The organism is Moraxella sp. ZY210820, assembly GCF_030674635.1.
Taxonomy (GTDB): Bacteria; Pseudomonadota; Gammaproteobacteria; order Pseudomonadales; family Moraxellaceae; genus Acinetobacter.
On sequence record NZ_CP089978.1, the window covers coordinates 1,748,653 to 1,763,662 of the forward strand.

Annotated in this window: 22 protein-coding genes; 7 read left to right on the top strand and 15 right to left on the bottom strand. The window is 41.2% G+C overall.

Annotated features, from left to right (window positions below):
- Nucleotides 1–230: 230 nt before the first annotated feature.
- The 6 genes from LU301_RS08660 to copM (LU301_RS08685) form a co-directional block, all read right to left on the bottom strand.
- Nucleotides 231–1,589: an NtaA/DmoA family FMN-dependent monooxygenase gene (locus tag LU301_RS08660; RefSeq protein ID WP_305269835.1), complete on the bottom strand. Its 1,359-nt coding sequence runs from the start codon at nt 1,587–1,589 to the stop codon at nt 231–233.
- Between the two features lie 169 nt (nt 1,590–1,758).
- On the bottom strand, nt 1,759–2,373 hold the full coding sequence (locus LU301_RS08665; RefSeq protein ID WP_305269837.1) for a glutathione S-transferase family protein: 615 nt from the start codon (nt 2,371–2,373) through the stop codon (nt 1,759–1,761).
- A gap of 19 nt (nt 2,374–2,392) precedes the next feature.
- Nucleotides 2,393–3,064 carry a nitroreductase gene (locus tag LU301_RS08670; RefSeq protein WP_305269839.1) on the bottom strand — a complete coding sequence of 224 codons (672 nt, stop codon included), beginning with the start codon at nt 3,062–3,064 and terminating at the stop codon, nt 2,393–2,395.
- Between the two features lie 171 nt (nt 3,065–3,235).
- On the bottom strand, nt 3,236–3,568 hold the full coding sequence (locus LU301_RS08675; RefSeq protein WP_305269841.1) for a DMT family transporter: 333 nt from the start codon (nt 3,566–3,568) through the stop codon (nt 3,236–3,238).
- Between the two features lie 28 nt (nt 3,569–3,596).
- On the bottom strand, nt 3,597–4,040 hold the full coding sequence (locus LU301_RS08680) for a MarR family transcriptional regulator (RefSeq protein ID WP_305269844.1): 444 nt from the start codon (nt 4,038–4,040) through the stop codon (nt 3,597–3,599).
- Nucleotides 4,041–4,200: 160 nt separating this feature from the next.
- Nucleotides 4,201–4,944 carry a CopM family metallochaperone gene (gene copM, locus LU301_RS08685; protein WP_305269846.1) on the bottom strand — a complete coding sequence of 248 codons (744 nt, stop codon included), beginning with the start codon at nt 4,942–4,944 and terminating at the stop codon, nt 4,201–4,203.
- 59 nt (nt 4,945–5,003) lie between these two features.
- Here copM (LU301_RS08685) and LU301_RS08690 point away from each other — a divergent pair, with 59 nt between their 5' ends.
- Both LU301_RS08690 and cueR read left to right on the top strand, forming a co-directional pair.
- Entirely contained in the window at nt 5,004–5,183 is a 180-nt protein-coding gene (locus LU301_RS08690) for a hypothetical protein (protein WP_115008289.1), read from the top strand.
- 174 nt (nt 5,184–5,357) lie between these two features.
- Nucleotides 5,358–5,744, top strand: a complete 387-nt coding sequence (gene cueR / locus LU301_RS08695) for a Cu(I)-responsive transcriptional regulator (protein WP_305269852.1) — start codon at nt 5,358–5,360, stop codon at nt 5,742–5,744.
- A gap of 83 nt (nt 5,745–5,827) precedes the next feature.
- Here the strand turns inward: cueR and LU301_RS08700 are convergent, their stop codons facing one another.
- The gene (locus LU301_RS08700; RefSeq protein WP_305269854.1) at nt 5,828–6,442 is read right to left on the bottom strand and encodes a cation diffusion facilitator family transporter; all 615 of its coding nucleotides are present in this window, start codon (nt 6,440–6,442) and stop codon (nt 5,828–5,830) included.
- A gap of 71 nt (nt 6,443–6,513) precedes the next feature.
- On the opposite strand from LU301_RS08700, the gene LU301_RS08705 reads away from it, so the two are divergent.
- A complete protein-coding gene (locus LU301_RS08705; RefSeq protein WP_012340851.1) occupies nt 6,514–6,912 on the top strand; it encodes a Cd(II)/Pb(II)-responsive transcriptional regulator in 399 nt (132 codons plus the stop codon).
- A gap of 85 nt (nt 6,913–6,997) precedes the next feature.
- On the opposite strand, the gene copM (LU301_RS08710) is transcribed toward LU301_RS08705, so the two are convergent.
- Nucleotides 6,998–7,741, bottom strand: a complete 744-nt coding sequence (gene copM, locus LU301_RS08710; protein WP_305269846.1) for a CopM family metallochaperone — start codon at nt 7,739–7,741, stop codon at nt 6,998–7,000.
- A gap of 59 nt (nt 7,742–7,800) precedes the next feature.
- Between copM (LU301_RS08710) and LU301_RS08715 the strand changes: the two genes are divergently transcribed.
- Nucleotides 7,801–7,980, top strand: coding sequence for a hypothetical protein (locus tag LU301_RS08715; RefSeq protein ID WP_010787307.1), 180 nt, complete (start codon nt 7,801–7,803; stop codon nt 7,978–7,980).
- Nucleotides 7,981–8,028: 48 nt separating this feature from the next.
- Complete coding sequence (locus tag LU301_RS08720) at nt 8,029–8,547, top strand: diacylglycerol kinase catalytic domain-containing protein (RefSeq protein WP_006248869.1); 519 nt, start codon at nt 8,029–8,031, stop codon at nt 8,545–8,547.
- Nucleotides 8,548–8,549: 2 nt separating this feature from the next.
- Here the strand turns inward: LU301_RS08720 and tetR(H) are convergent, their stop codons facing one another.
- Nucleotides 8,550–9,173: a tetracycline resistance transcriptional repressor TetR(H) gene (gene tetR(H), locus LU301_RS08725; RefSeq protein ID WP_006248868.1), complete on the bottom strand. Its 624-nt coding sequence runs from the start codon at nt 9,171–9,173 to the stop codon at nt 8,550–8,552.
- A 91-nt stretch (nt 9,174–9,264) separates the two neighbouring features.
- On the opposite strand from tetR(H), the gene tet(H) reads away from it, so the two are divergent.
- Entirely contained in the window at nt 9,265–10,467 is a 1,203-nt protein-coding gene (tet(H), locus tag LU301_RS08730) for a tetracycline efflux MFS transporter Tet(H) (protein ID WP_006248867.1), read from the top strand.
- 100 nt (nt 10,468–10,567) lie between these two features.
- Here the strand turns inward: tet(H) and LU301_RS08735 are convergent, their stop codons facing one another.
- The 4 genes from LU301_RS08735 to LU301_RS08750 form a co-directional block, all read right to left on the bottom strand.
- Nucleotides 10,568–10,900, bottom strand: coding sequence for a DMT family transporter (locus LU301_RS08735; protein WP_305269942.1), 333 nt, complete (start codon nt 10,898–10,900; stop codon nt 10,568–10,570).
- Between the two features lie 51 nt (nt 10,901–10,951).
- Nucleotides 10,952–11,794, bottom strand: a complete 843-nt coding sequence (locus LU301_RS08740; protein ID WP_305269946.1) for an ABC transporter six-transmembrane domain-containing protein — start codon at nt 11,792–11,794, stop codon at nt 10,952–10,954.
- Nucleotides 11,795–12,238 (bottom strand): MarR family winged helix-turn-helix transcriptional regulator, encoded by a 444-nt coding sequence (locus tag LU301_RS08745; protein ID WP_305269948.1) that lies wholly within the window; start codon nt 12,236–12,238, stop codon nt 11,795–11,797.
- Nucleotides 12,239–12,401: 163 nt separating this feature from the next.
- Nucleotides 12,402–13,244, bottom strand: a complete 843-nt coding sequence (locus tag LU301_RS08750) for an N-acyl homoserine lactonase family protein (RefSeq protein ID WP_305269951.1) — start codon at nt 13,242–13,244, stop codon at nt 12,402–12,404.
- Nucleotides 13,245–13,387: 143 nt separating this feature from the next.
- Here LU301_RS08750 and LU301_RS08755 point away from each other — a divergent pair, with 143 nt between their 5' ends.
- Nucleotides 13,388–13,930 carry a TetR/AcrR family transcriptional regulator gene (locus tag LU301_RS08755; protein WP_305269953.1) on the top strand — a complete coding sequence of 181 codons (543 nt, stop codon included), beginning with the start codon at nt 13,388–13,390 and terminating at the stop codon, nt 13,928–13,930.
- A gap of 93 nt (nt 13,931–14,023) precedes the next feature.
- Here the strand turns inward: LU301_RS08755 and LU301_RS08760 are convergent, their stop codons facing one another.
- Both LU301_RS08760 and LU301_RS08765 read right to left on the bottom strand, forming a co-directional pair.
- Complete coding sequence (locus tag LU301_RS08760) at nt 14,024–14,428, bottom strand: serine aminopeptidase domain-containing protein (RefSeq protein WP_305269955.1); 405 nt, start codon at nt 14,426–14,428, stop codon at nt 14,024–14,026.
- On the bottom strand, nt 14,425–14,958 hold the full coding sequence (locus LU301_RS08765; protein ID WP_305269956.1) for an alpha/beta fold hydrolase: 534 nt from the start codon (nt 14,956–14,958) through the stop codon (nt 14,425–14,427). The genes LU301_RS08760 and LU301_RS08765 overlap by 4 nt, the downstream gene beginning before the upstream one ends.
- Between the last annotated feature and the right edge of the window lie 52 nt (nt 14,959–15,010).

The window sequence follows — 15,010 nt, forward strand, 5'->3', positions numbered from 1 at the left end:
CCTTAAACAGCAAATAAAATCATAGTGTTATTTATAGCATATTTTAAAAATCATCATCGCTATTTTTTGTAAAGTTTTTCACATTTTTTGATGTTATGCTCAAAATTAAAAGATTTACATATAAGATAAACTCCCGTTACTTACAGTATGAAGGTAAAATAATGATTATTTTTAAGTAGCCTGAAAATAAAAACACCGCTTGAATTTCCCCAAACGGTGTTTCCTTTCTCTTAACCTTTCAACCCATACTGATAACTTACCTCCAAATGCTCCCTTAGCGTATCGCCTTCATAATCAAGATGATAAATGCCTCGCTCCTGCAAAATCGGTACGACTTTTTCCACAAATTCACGCACGCCCATTTGACTGTCAGGAGCAAGCGAAAAGCCGTCTGTCGCCCCAGCTTTAAACCATTCTTCCATAAAATCCGCCACATCGCTTGCCGTGCCGACCACCACAGGGTGATAGTTAATCACACCATTTGCCAAGACTTCTTTGGGCGACATTCCACGCTTGATGAGTTCTACCGCTCTTGGCGAACGCGGGTCGTGGGGGTGTGGGCTTGCCTGATTTTGTAGATATTCTGGCAAAGGTTCATTGACATCTCGCCCTGTCAAATCCACCCCAATCATCGCCGATAAATAGCGAATTTGCCCATTAAATTCCTCATCACTCATAAAATCAAGGAGCTTCATACGGCGAGCGAGTGCGTCTTCATAAGTGTCGCCAATGGTAAACATAAATCCGCTAAACATATTGATTTCATTAGGATTGCGACCGTGGGCAATGGCACTTTGTTTTAATACATTGCGATAGGCTTTCGCTTCTTCAATCGTAAACGGATTGGCATACACACCACTGGCAAATCGTCCTGCCAGCTCCACCCCTTCTGGGCTTGGTCCTGCCTGAAAAATGGGCGGTTGTCCTTGCGGTGTGGCTGGAATCGGCAATGCTCCTTTGACTTGGTAATGTTTGCCTTGGTAATTGGCAGGCTTTATTTGGCTCATATCGGCAAATTGCCCTGTGGCTTTGTCGGTGATGTAGGCATTTTCGCCAAAAGTCCCCCACAAAGTCTGCACCGCTTCCACCATTTCGTGTGCCATCTCATAACGAGTGGTAGTATCAGGCAAGGGCTTATTGCCAAAATTGTACGCCACTTCTCTTGTGCCTGTGGTTACGGCATTCCAACCGATACGCCCACCACTGATGATGTCCAGCGTTTTGAGTTGGCGTGCCAAATTATAGGGTAGGTTGTAGGTCGTGGAATAAGTCGCCACCAAGCCGATTTTTTGGGTGTGTGTGGCAATGGCGGAAAAAATGGTCATCGGCTCCAACACAAACATCGGCGATTTACGGGCAAAATCGCCACTTACGCCCGCCCCAACCATTGCAGGGGTGTCGGCAATAAACAGGGTGTGGATTTTGCCTTGTTCGGCAATTTGAGCCAGTTTGATGTAGTTGTTGATGTCGGTGTAGGCTCGCTCGTTACTATCGGCAAGTCGCCACGCATAAGATTCGTTGCCATAACCTGTGACAAACATCATCGCCAGTTTCATTTGTTTGTTTGAATTGTCAAGATAATCGCTCATTTTGGGTTCTCCCATTAAAAAGTATGGGGATATTATAGAATTTTATTATTGATAATTGAATGGTTAAAAATGGGAATTTGATTTTTATTTTTGGAAATATTGTTTTTCAGGCAGCCTGAAAAACAAAAACACCGCTTAATTTTAAATTAAACGGTGTTTTAATCCCATTTTAATGTACAGCCCCTGCACGCTCACACGCTTTTTGATAGCTTGGGTGATTTTGAATTTGGGCAACCACTCGCTCAATATTGGGGAATTTGCCTTTTTCCACCATTGTCAAAACATATTGCAAAGGATAAGACATCATCATATCGGCAGCAGTCAAATCATCGCCAAGCAACCATTTTTTGCCATTGAGACTGTTTTCAATATAATCTGTGTGCAAATCAAATTGCGATTGGGTAAAGGTAGACACCAGCTCATTACTACCCCCTGTCTCGCCCAAAAATTTCATACCAAATGCCACCATTGCCGACCCTTCGGCATAATGTAGCCATTGTAAAAACTTGGCATAATCAGGACTGTCTGCGTCAGGTTCAAGCCGTCCGCCTCCATAGCGGTAGAGCAAATACTGCATAATCGCCCCACTTTCGGCAACAATCACACCACTATCATCAATCACAGGGGCTTTGCCCAGTGGGTGAATTTGGCGAAGTTCTGCTGGTGCAAGGCGAGTGTTGGGGTCTCTTTTAAATTCTTTGATTTGATAATCCACGCCAAGCTCTTCAAGCAACCAACTGATGCGTTGTGAGCGAGAATTTTCAAGATTATAAAGTGTAATCATTTGATTTTCCTATTTAAATTTACCAAAGCAAAGTTACGCTTTCGTCCAACGCCACACGGCTAGAACGGTATTTGTTTTGTGGCGAATTGGGATCTGGATAGCCAAAAGCAATGCCGTGTAATAATTTCAAATCAGGCGATACGCCCAATTCTTCACGCACCACATCGGCAAACATCGCCAAAAACAGCATTGGCACACCACCAAAACCACGAGCGTGGAGCGACAACAAAAAGGTTTGCGAATACATTCCCATATCGGAGGCGACATTGACATTGCCATCGCCCAAATCAGGCATAAACAAAAACGCAGCGTGTGGGGCATCATACAGTTCGGCATTACGGCGAGTAATCATTGCCCGACCATCTTTATCGCCTCGCTCTACCCCAAAAGTGGCGAAAAATTCTTGGTAATTGGTACGCCAACGGTTTTCGTAAATACCGCCATATTTGCTTTGGTCATACACAAAATCAGGTTTGAATTCGCCTTGTTCAAATTTTTGCATAATCCGCTCTTTGAGGCGATTTAAGGTTTCGCCAGAGGCAAGATACACACGCCAAGGTTGGGTGTTTGTGGCGGACGGTGCTTTTTGGGCATCAGTTAAAACTTCGACAATTTCTTGCTTCGTCAAAGGTTTGTCTAAAAATTGTCGTACCGAATGGCGAGTGCGAGCGGTGGTTTGAAAGTCTAACATTTTGTTTTCTCATTGGATTGGTGAAAAGATTGATTTATTATAGTGTAAAATTAAATTGTGTGCAATATTTATTTTTGGAAAGTAGGTTTTCAAAAATGGAAAGGCTTGGTTTTTTCAGGCAGCCTGAAAAGAAAAACACCGCTCGCATTCCTGCAAACGGTGTCCGCCCAACTAATGCCCACCCATTTTGGAAAGCGTATTCATCATTATCACACCAGCCAAAATCAAGCCAATGCTCGCCATTCCCCAAAAATCCACCTTTTCGCCAAACACCACCACGCCCACAATCGCCGTCAAAACCAAGCCCACGCCAGACCAAATCGCATACGCCATTCCCAAAGGAATGCTTTTTAAAGTCAAAGACAAACAATAAAACGCCACCGCAAATCCCACCGCCACACCAACAGACGGCAAAGGCTTGGTAAAGCCGTGCGACAATTTAATCATCGTAGAACCAAAAACTTCACTACAAATAGCAATCGCCAATAAAATAGACCAGTGCATAAAAAGCTCCAAAATAAAAAGTTAACAATTAATTTTCCAAACGCTGTGCCAGCATTTTTTGCAACGCATTCATTTCATTGAGCAAAAACACAAGTCGTTCAATGCCAAATTCATCAATCACTTGCCCTTCCTGCGTCAATAAAGGGGCGATAATCGGGCGGGCAAACGCTTTGCCTTTATCGGTCAACGAAATGACTTTTTCTCGTTTGTTATTTTCTTTGACATCGCTTGCGATGAAACCGTCTGTTTCAAGGCGTTTGCACAAGCTGTTAATGGTTTGTTTGGCAAGATAATATTTGTCGGCAATGTATTTTTGCGTGGCTTGTTCTTGCGTCCAGAGTGTATAAAATATGGCAAGTTCATTGGCGTTCATCTGATGATTTTTGGCAAAAACTGCATAACTTAAATTGACCTGCGTGCAAACATCGCCAATTTGCTCCAACAGATTGGGGGAATGATTAAAAGTTGTCATAAAAATAGTCCGAAAATTGACATTGGAATTATTATAGTCAATTATCGGACTGTGTGCAAGATTTTTTTGTAAAAAAATGTTATTTTCAGGCAGCCTGAAAGTTTTTAAAATAAAAAAACACCGCTTTTATTTTAAAAACGGTGCTTTTGCCTTATTGCCCCTACTGTTTTAGCCAATCTTCCATCAGCTTAATTTCAGGCTCTTGGGCATTGATGATTTGCTTTGCCAAATCTTGCATTGCTTTATCTTTGCCGTATTCTAATTGCACTTTTGCCATATTGACCGCTCCCTTGTGGTGGGGAATCATCGCTTTGGCAAAGGCGACATCAGGGTCGGTCTCATAAATTGCCGTCATCATTTCGCTGTGTGAATTGTCCAAGGCATAGGCTTTGGCGTGTGGGGCGTTGGCGTTTTGGGTGGTCGTGTCTTTGCCATTCAGCCAGCCATTCATCAAGTCAATTTCGGCTTGTTGCCCATCAATAATCGCTTGGGCAAGTTTTCTCATTGTTTCATCTTTACCATATTCAAGCTGTACTTTTGCCATCTCAACTGCTCCGATATGGTGCGGAATCATACCTTTGGCAAAAGCGGTATCAGCATCAGCAAGATTGCCCGCTTTGCTCATCTCATCGCCCATCTTGTTCATCATTGCAAGATAGGCTTGGGTATGGGGCGGAGCATTTTGAGTGTCCATCGCCATAGCAGAGTGGTTCATATGGGCGTGGTTCATCTCTGCGTGCCCGTTTTGGTTATTTGGGCTGTCGTGGGTGGTTTGGGTGTGGTTATTGTCGCCTACCATCGAGTGCGTCGGCACTTCGTTTTTTCCGTCGGCAAAAGCGGTTGAAGTCGCCAAAATAAGGGCAAGGGCAGATAATTGTACGGCACGGTTTTTAAACATTTTCATTACAGTTTTCCTTATCAAAATGGGATTTGGCAAACATTGGGCAAACCTAAGCCCGCCCAATGTTTTTAGTTAATCAATTACTTGCAATCACAATCGCCACAAGTGCAGTTTTGACAAATGCACGGCTCGCCATTTTGGCAGTTGCATTTTGGATTGCAATTTTGCCCTGTGCAAGATTGGCAACCGCAGTGGGCGTTTGGGTTTTTGATGATGTCGTTCATAACAATTCTCCAAATTAAAGGTTGATTATCAAAATTAAAGGTTGATTATCAAAACAAAAACCGTTTTTAAGCCACTAAAAACATTGCTTTTTTGTTTTGATGAGCGCATCATAAAGCCTAACCTTATGTTAGGGTCAAGGATTATTTTTACGGATTGACAATTTTTTACAAACGCCAAAACAAGGAGCAACAATGAACATCGGTCAAGCGTCCAAAGCCACAGGGCTATCCATCAAGCAAATCCGTGATTATGAAAAAGCAGGCTTATTAATTAACCCATCACGCAGTGAAGCAGGTTATCGGATTTATAACTCCAATGACATCGCTCGGCTAAAATTCATCGCCAAAGCCCGCAGCGTCGGTTTTTCGCTTGCCCAAATTGGCGAGCTTTTGGCACTGCAAGACAATCCACACCGCAAAAGCTGTGAAGTCAAAGCGTTGGCAAATACGCACATTGAATTTTTATCAAATAAAATCAAGGAATTGGAAGAAATGAAAACTGCTCTTGGGGCGTGGCGTGATGCCTGTCGTGGCGATGATATGCCAGAATGTCCGATTTTACAGGGGCTTGGGGGATAGGTTTTCAAGCAGCCTGAAAAATTATTTTGCAAAATTTCCACACAAAAACACCGCTTGAACTTCAATCCAAACGGTGTTTTAAATTAACTGACTTTTAATTCCGCCCAAGCCCTTTTGATGATTTCTTGACTGGCTTGTAATGCCAAAAATGCCAAAACAAACGCCACAATTAAATCAGGATATTTTGATTGAAAAAAATAAACTGCCATACCCGCCAAAATTACCGCCACATTACCAATCGCATCGTTTCGGGAACACACCCACACACTGCGGACATTGCTGTCGCCATCACGAAATTTTAATAATATCAACACTGCCGACACATTGACCAATAACGCCAAAAATCCCACAATGCTCATTTCAGAAGAACTGGGCATTTCCCCATAAAACACACGATAAATGGTCGTCATTAAAATAAATAAACCAAAACCGCCCATCGTCAGCCCCTTAACCATAGATGCTTTGGCACGGTAACTTAACGCCATTGGCAACACAATCAAACTTATCAAATAATTGGCACTGTCGCCCAAGAAATCCAAACTGTCCGACAACAGCGAAGTTGAACCCGATTTAACCCCCATCACAATTTCCACAAAAAACATTGATAAATTTAATATCAAGACAATCCACAAGGCTTTTTTGTACTTGGACGATTGATGAATGGGTTGATTTGAACCACAACAATTTTGGCACGCCATTTTTTTGCTCCTGTTTTAAGATGAAATTTGCTATACTATAAACTCCGTAGTCATTACAGGGTCAAGCCAAAATGTCAAAATTTTTTAAAATAAAACAAGCCAGTGAACAAACAGGCGTACATTTGGAAACCATTCGTTATTATGAAAAACAAGGCTTAATCGCCCCTACACATCAACAAAATGGCTATCGTGTGTTTGATGAAAATCAGTTAGAACAATTACGCTTTATTAAAACTTGCCGTAATATCGGTTTTTCTTTAAGTAACATCAAAACGCTGTTGCAATTACAACAAACGCCTAACAAACAATGCAATGAAATCAATGCACTTGCCGAGCAACATTTGGCATATTTGGACGAACAAATCACAGAACTACAACAAGTTAAAACTTTTTTAATGCAATTTGTGGGTTGTGAAAATAAAACGGTTGATAAGTGTCAGATTATTCAAGGTATTAAAGAAAAAGAATAGCGGAATATTTTTCAGGCTGGCTGAAAGTTTTTAAAATAAAAACACCGCTTTTATTTTAAAAAACGGTGCTTTTGCTTTATTGCCCCTACTGTTTTAGCCAATCTTCCATCAGCTTAATTTCAGGCTCTTGGGCATTGATGATTTGCTTTGCTAAATCTTGCATTGCTTTATCTTTGCCGTATTCTAATTGCACTTTTGCCATATTGACCGCTCCCTTGTGGTGGGGAATCATCGCTTTGGCAAAGGCGACATCAGGGTCGGTCTCATAAATTGCCGTCATCATTTCGCTGTGTGAATTGTCCAAGGCATAGGCTTTGGCGTGTGGGGCGTTGGCGTTTTGGGTGGTCGTGTCTTTGCCATTCAGCCAGCCATTCATCAAGTCAATTTCGGCTTGTTGCCCATCAATAATCGCTTGGGCAAGTTTTCTCATTGTTTCATCTTTACCATATTCAAGCTGTACTTTTGCCATCTCAACTGCTCCGATATGGTGCGGAATCATACCTTTGGCAAAAGCGGTATCAGCATCAGCAAGATTGCCCGCTTTGCTCATCTCATCGCCCATCTTGTTCATCATTGCAAGATAGGCTTGGGTATGGGGCGGAGCATTTTGAGTGTCCATCGCCATAGCAGAGTGGTTCATATGGGCGTGGTTCATCTCTGCGTGCCCGTTTTGGTTATTTGGGCTGTCGTGGGTGGTTTGGGTGTGGTTATTGTCGCCTACCATCGAGTGCGTCGGCACTTCGTTTTTTCCGTCGGCAAAAGCGGTTGAAGTCGCCAAAATAAGGGCAAGGGCAGATAATTGTACGGCACGGTTTTTAAACATTTTCATTACAGTTTTCCTTATCAAAATGGGATTTGGCAAACATTGGGCAAACATAAGTCCGCCCAATGTTTTTAGCTAATCAATTACTTGCAATCACAATCGCCACAAGTGCAGTTTTGACAAATGCACGGCTCGCCATTTTGGCAGTTGCATTTTGGATTGCAATTTTGCCCTGTGCAAGATTGGCAACCGCAGTGGGCGTTTGGGTTTTTGATGATGTCGTTCATAACAATTCTCCAAATTAAAGGTTGATTATCAAAACAAAAACCGTTTTTAAACCCATTAATAAAAAAATGCCATTTAAAACGGTCACTTTTGCACAAGCAACAACCAATGATGGTCAATCCTTATTAGCGGTTAATGACTTATTTATTGGCCCTAAAAGCCACACTTCCGCACAGTATATTTTGCAATGGAATGGCGCTGAAGAAGTGCAATCTTCATCAGGCATTATTGTATCAACAGGATTGGGATCAACGGGGTGGTTTCAATCTATTCTTGCTGGTGCGATGGCAATTACAGGAGAAGCTTCGCACCCTCTATTACAAGGCTTTAGCTGGAGTGATCGAAAGCTACAATTTAGTGTAAGAGAGCCATTTCCAAGTAGAACAACAGGTGTTGCACTGACTTTTGGCACTATTGAGCCTGACTCACCACTGCAATTAGGATCTTTGATGCCAGAGAATGGCGTAATTTTCTCTGATGGCATCGAAGATGACTATTTACAATTTAATGCAGGTTGTATTGCTCACATTGGTATCGCTGACATACAAGGGCAACTAATTAGCCAAAAAGGGCGTCAGCGAATTTAGATTTATTTAGCGCTCTTTAATACTGTTTCAAGTCCAGAGATCATCACATCAAGGACAAACAAAAATGCAGCATCACCATTATCACTATCCATAATTGCAACGGCTTGGGTTAATAATGGCGGATAGGCAACAGTATCCGTCTCTACTTTTTCACGCTCTTTTTGGCTTTCTTGATGCTCTTGAGTTTCCAGTACGGAGCCTAATGTAAAATGCGCAATAGAGCTTAATGCATACACGGCTTGAGATAGACTAAACCCAGCATCACACAAAAACTGTAGTTGCTGTTCTGATGTCTCAAATTGACTTTCAGAGGGGCGTGTTCCCGCATGAATTTTGCCACCATCACGATACATTAATAAGGCTTGGCGGAAGCTTTTCGCGTTATTTCGCAAAAAGTCCTGCCATGTTTCATTCGGCAATGGCAAAACATGATGATGGTGCTTTTGCAAAATAGTTTCTGCTAATGCATCTAACAAAGCGCGTTTATTTTTTACATGCCAATACAATGTGGGTTGTTCCACACCTATTTTTTGCGCCAGCTTACGCGTTGTTAATCCTTCAATACCAACTTCATTAAGTAAAATCAACGCATTATCAATAACTTGTTCTTTATCTAGCTTTGCCATTACCTACCTCAAAATAAAATAGCCTTGACAATCTATCACTGATAGAGATATATTACACCCACTCTATCACTGATAGATTTTTAGGATCTCAATGAATAAATCAATTATTATTATACTGCTGATCACCGTATTAGATGCCATTGGTATCGGGCTTATCATGCCAGTACTCCCTACTCTATTAAATGAATTTGTCAGTGAAAATTCACTGGCAACCCATTACGGTGTGCTATTAGCGCTCTATGCTACCATGCAGGTTATTTTTGCTCCTATTCTAGGACGACTGTCTGATAAATACGGCAGAAAACCCATCTTGCTGTTTTCCCTTTTAGGCGCGGCACTCGACTATCTTTTAATGGCATTCTCAACCACACTTTGGATGCTCTATATTGGGCGCATCATTGCGGGGATCACAGGCGCAACAGGTGCCGTATGTGCATCAGCGATGAGTGATGTGACTCCCGCTAAAAATCGAACTCGCTATTTTGGTTTCTTAGGTGGTGCTTTTGGTGTTGGCCTTATTATCGGCCCAATGCTAGGGGGATTATTAGGTGATATCAGTGCTCATATGCCATTTATTTTTGCCGCTATTTCACACTCGATATTATTAATACTCTCTTTGCTCTTTTTCCGAGAAACACAAAAAAGAGAAGCGCTTGTTGCCAATAGGACACCTGAAAACCAAACTGCCTCAAATACAGTCACTGTTTTTTTTAAGAAAAGCCTCTACTTTTGGTTAGCAACCTATTTTATTATCCAGCTTATCGGGCAAATTCCTGCCACCATCTGGGTGCTGTTTACACAATATCGTTTTGATTGGAACACAACTTCTATCGGTATGTCTTTGGCGGTTCTGGGTGTATTACATATTTTCTTTCAGGCGATTGTCGCTGGGAAATTGGCACAAAAATGGGGCGAAAAAACCACCATTATGATCAGTATGTCTATTGATATGATGGGCTGTTTATTATTAGCGTGGATAGGCCACGTTTGGGTCATCTTACCAGCATTAATTTGCTTAGCGGCAGGAGGTATGGGGCAACCCGCATTACAAGGTTATTTATCAAAATCTGTCGATGATAATGCGCAAGGGAAATTACAAGGTACTCTGGTGAGCCTAACCAATATTACCGGGATCATTGGTCCCCTTTTATTTGCCTTTATTTATAGTTATAGCGTCGCTTATTGGGATGGTCTGTTATGGCTGATGGGGGCAATACTTTATGCTATGTTGCTTATTACCGCTTATTTTCACCAAAGAAAAACCACACCTAAAGCTGTTATTTCAACCCCTTAATACTAGAAATTATAAAGATCATAAAAGTCCTGTCCGCTCTTAATAACGTTGATAGGACTTTATTTTTATCGCTTGAATTTTCCCCCAAGCGGTGTTTTTTTTAATGCCCACCCATTTTGGACAGCGTATTCATCATTATCACACCTGCCAAAATCAAGCCAATGCTCGCAATTCCCCAAAAATCGACCTTTTCGCCAAACACCACCACGCCCACAATCGCCGTCAAAACCAAGCCCACGCCAGACCAAATCGCATACGCCATTCCCAAAGGAATGCTTTTTAACGCCAATGACAGCAAATAAAACGCCAAGCCAAAACCCAGCACAAAACCAATACTCGGCAAAGGCTTACTAAACCCTTGTGATAATTTTAGCATCGTAGAACCAAAAACTTCACTACAAATAGCAATCGCCAATAATAAAGACCAGTGCATAAAATGCTCCTAAAATTAACCAAAATATGTACCACACACCATTTTTAAAAACTAAATCGCCACTCTTTGCCCAATGTCTTTTAATTCAGAAAATTTCTCCACCAATTCTGGCATATCATCAAGGCTCATTGCAAAGCCCCACAAATAAGTCATCACGGCATAAATATGCCCTGCTTGCACTTGTTTTTGAGCCAAAATTGCCAAAGTAGCCCCAAATAATATCGCTACTGCAACCCCAATCATCAAATAAGAAAAGGCTTCACGATTGGAGATGGCAATACGAATTTTGGATAAAACATCATAATGCTTGATTAAATGATGATGTTTATTTTGTTCAATCACATTGACTTCTTTTTCAAGGCGGTTATTGAGTTTAAAATACAATTTATCATTTTGCCGACTATAATTTGGCAATATCAAAGTAAATATCACAAGAATCAATAATGCAATCACTCCTGAATAAAATTCAATGGTTAATAGCATTATCACCGAACCAATAATATTAAATAAAGCCGTGATTAAAATCGGTAAATGTTCCTCAAAAAATGCCACAAACTGCCGTGCCATCACAGCGTGGGCAGTGGCTGATGAGGTATTGCCTTTTTGTTTTTCACTAATAATGGCTTTACTTGCTAAATCAGCGTAAATTTTTACAAAGGCACGAGTATCCACTGCACGGCGTGCCGAACCCACAGACCAAATCAAAAGCACCATTAAAGCATAAATTAACGCATTGAATGTCTGCCCATTTAATACCGCATTGACGGCAAAACTGCCTACCAATGGATATAATAAAAACAACATATTTTCTAATGCCACTAAGCCAAAAGTTGCCGATAATTTTCTTTTATTGTTTAAGGCAATATTTTTTAGAGTATGAATTGTTGTATTCATTTATTGCTCCAAATGATTTGCCATTAAGGTTTGCAAGTCTTGCATTTCTTTTAATAACAATAACATTCGCTCACCGCCAAATTCATCAATGATTTTTTGTTCAAGGTTTAACAGCGTTTCAATAATGGGTTTGGCAAAGGCTTTACCCTTATCGGTCAAAGAGATGATTTTTTCTCGTTTGTCATTTTGACTAATGATACTTGTGATTAAACCATCTACCTCAAAGCGTTTGCATAAAGTATTAATGGTTTGTTTGGCTAGATGATATTTATCGGCAATGTATTTTTGTGTGGCTTGTTCTTGCGTCCAGAGTGTATAAAATATGGCAAGTTCATTGGCGTTCATCTGATGATTTTTGGCAAAAACTGCATAACTTAAATTGACCTGCGTGCAAACATCGCCAATTTGTTCCAACAGACTGGGGGAATAGTGAAAAGCTGTCATAAAAATAGTCCGAAAATTGACATTGGAATTATTATAGTCAATTTTCAGACCGTTTGCAAGGTTTTTTTGTAAAGAAATGTTATTTTCAGGCTGCCTGAAAAACAAAAACACCGTCTAAAAATTTTCAGACGGCATTTTAAAACTCACACTCATCGCTCAATCCCTAATCTTTAACCACCGTAAACACCTTATTATTCAACCGATATTCACTTTTTTCATCGTGAGCCAGTTGCACAATGGTGGGTTTTCTTTTACAGAGTTCACGCATTTTGGCGGTGCTTTCTTTATGCAATTTGCCGTCCATACACACGCCGTCAATGTTGCCAGCAAGCATATCTTGTTCAGAGTAAGAGGCATCACCGCCAATCAAAATATAATACTCGCCCATATCCACAATCACCGCCAAATGCCCCAGCGTATGCCCTGCGGTTGGCACAAGGCGGATTTTGCCGTCTTTGGTTAATTTGTGGCTTTGTTCAAAACTTTCAAACGCCCCATCATCAAAGGCGATACCGCAAGGATTAAACCAATCAGGATAATGCTGGGTCAAATAACCATTAAACACCGCATTGGGGGCTTGTATCGCCTGTTTTTCAATCTCGGTCAAAACAAATCGGCTATTTGGGAAATTGGGCAATCCGCCTGCGTGGTCGCCGTGCATATGGGTCATCACCACCGTGTCTATTTTTAATGGGTCAAAGCCTTTTGCCTTCAACACTTCGCCCACTTCTTCGTGTTTTTTGACCCCGCGCCGTTCGCAAAACTGCATAAATGGGTGCCACCACGGTTGATAGCCCTTGTCATTGGCACGGCTACTCTCGCCTGTATCCACCAAAATCAAACCGTCATCGTGTTCAATCAGCCAGCACCCAATCGGCAATTTGGGCGACCATTTACTGTCAGTCAGCACATCAAACACACGCAAAGGACGAGCAAAAAAGCGTGCCACTTGATGATGAATTTTGATTTGTACCCAACCAGTTGTTAGGCAATGCACTTTAATCATTTTTTCAATTTCCAAATGGTTGATGTGGGTATTTTATAAATTTTGAGTTCCCCACACAAACGCCAAAATCCTTGTATTTAACAGGATAAGCCTATAAAATATTAAAAATGTAGGCATAATTTGAAAAAAGTTGGAGTAGTAAAATGACCGATTTACGCACCATTAAAACCCACAATGCGATTGCCAATGCCTTAATTGACTTATTGGACGAAAAACCGTTTGAAAAAATTCAAGCCCAAGAAATCATTGAAAAAGCCTTGATTAACCGCACCACTTTTTACCGTTATTATTCAGGCAAAAGCGATTTGGTCGGCAAATTGATAAAAGAAGTGAAGGCGGAATATCAAGACCTGCTCAAAAAGCGTTTTGAAAGCGATAATTTATTGCGATTTATGCAAACCATTGGCAACCGCTTATTGGAAAAAAGACGGCTGATTTTGGCACTTTGGCAAATCAAAACCCCACGCCATCATTTGTATGACGATATGCACGCTTTATTAAAAAACGCCTTTATCGCCCACGCCAAACGGGTAAAATCAGACGATAAAAATTGGGACTACCAAGCCCATATTTTTTCCACCATTGCCCTAGAAAGTCATCGCTATTATTTTGAACAAGGGGAAATTTTAAAAATCTCCCAAGTGTTTGATGAATGGATAGAAATGGCGGAAATATTAAAAGGGTAAGATTTTTTCAGGCTGCCTGAAAATCATTTTGCCCATTTTAAAAACAAAAACACCGCTTAATTTTAAATTAAACGGTGTTTTCTTTTAGTTAATTTATTTCACTCGCTCGTTAATCCATTCCGCCACATCATCATTGATTTTTTGTCCGCCATTTTCTAGCATCAACAAATGCCCAAAGTTTGGATACAAAATCAAACTTTTATCCACCGAGTTGGTTTCGTTATAAAAATCAATGGCATCTTTGGGGGCGACAAACACATCTTTATTACCGCTAATCAGCATTACAGGGGCGACAAATTTGTCGTCATTGTCTTTTAAATATTTGATGCCTTCTTTAAAGCCGTTGGGGAAAGACACCGAAAATTTGTTCAACATCAACGGGTCGCCAGCCACCGACAAACCAGCCCCTTCAAACGGAATGTTGAGCGTGGTCAAAGACACCGAACCGTCCACAAAACTGTCTTTTGGTTCTGGGCGTGGCAAATGCCCAAAATTCATTGTGTTATACCGTAACCCCCCCCCGCCAAAATAAAGCCGTTCACATCGTGTGGGTACTTCGTGCCGTACAGTGCCGAAATGTGTCCGCCCATAGAGTGTCCCAGCACAAAAACAGGCGTATTGGGATTTTCGGCTTTGGCTTTTTGCACCACCAAACGCAAATCTTCCACCATTTCAAAATAGCTTTTGATGTGAATGCTGTCTCGTCCGTCCGATTTGCCGTGTCCACGATGGTCAAAACGATAGACGGCAATGTCGTTTGCATTCATCGTTTTAGCAAAATCGCCAAACACCCCAGAATGGCTCGCCAACCCGTGCGAAATCACGACAACGGCTTTGGGGCGGGCGTTGGGAATGTCTTTTTGTAAGTGCAAATTTAAGCCGTCAAAGGTTTTGATTTTTTGTGCGGTTGATTTTGTAATGCTTAACTTGACAGGCTGTTCAGGCGTTTTGGTTTTGGCGGTTGCCACCGAACCAAAAGACAAAGATAAAGCTAGGGCAAGGGTGGTTGATTTTAATAAGTTTTTCATAAGGTTACTCTCATTTGATTGATTGGAATGAGCATATTGTAAAATTTTAGAA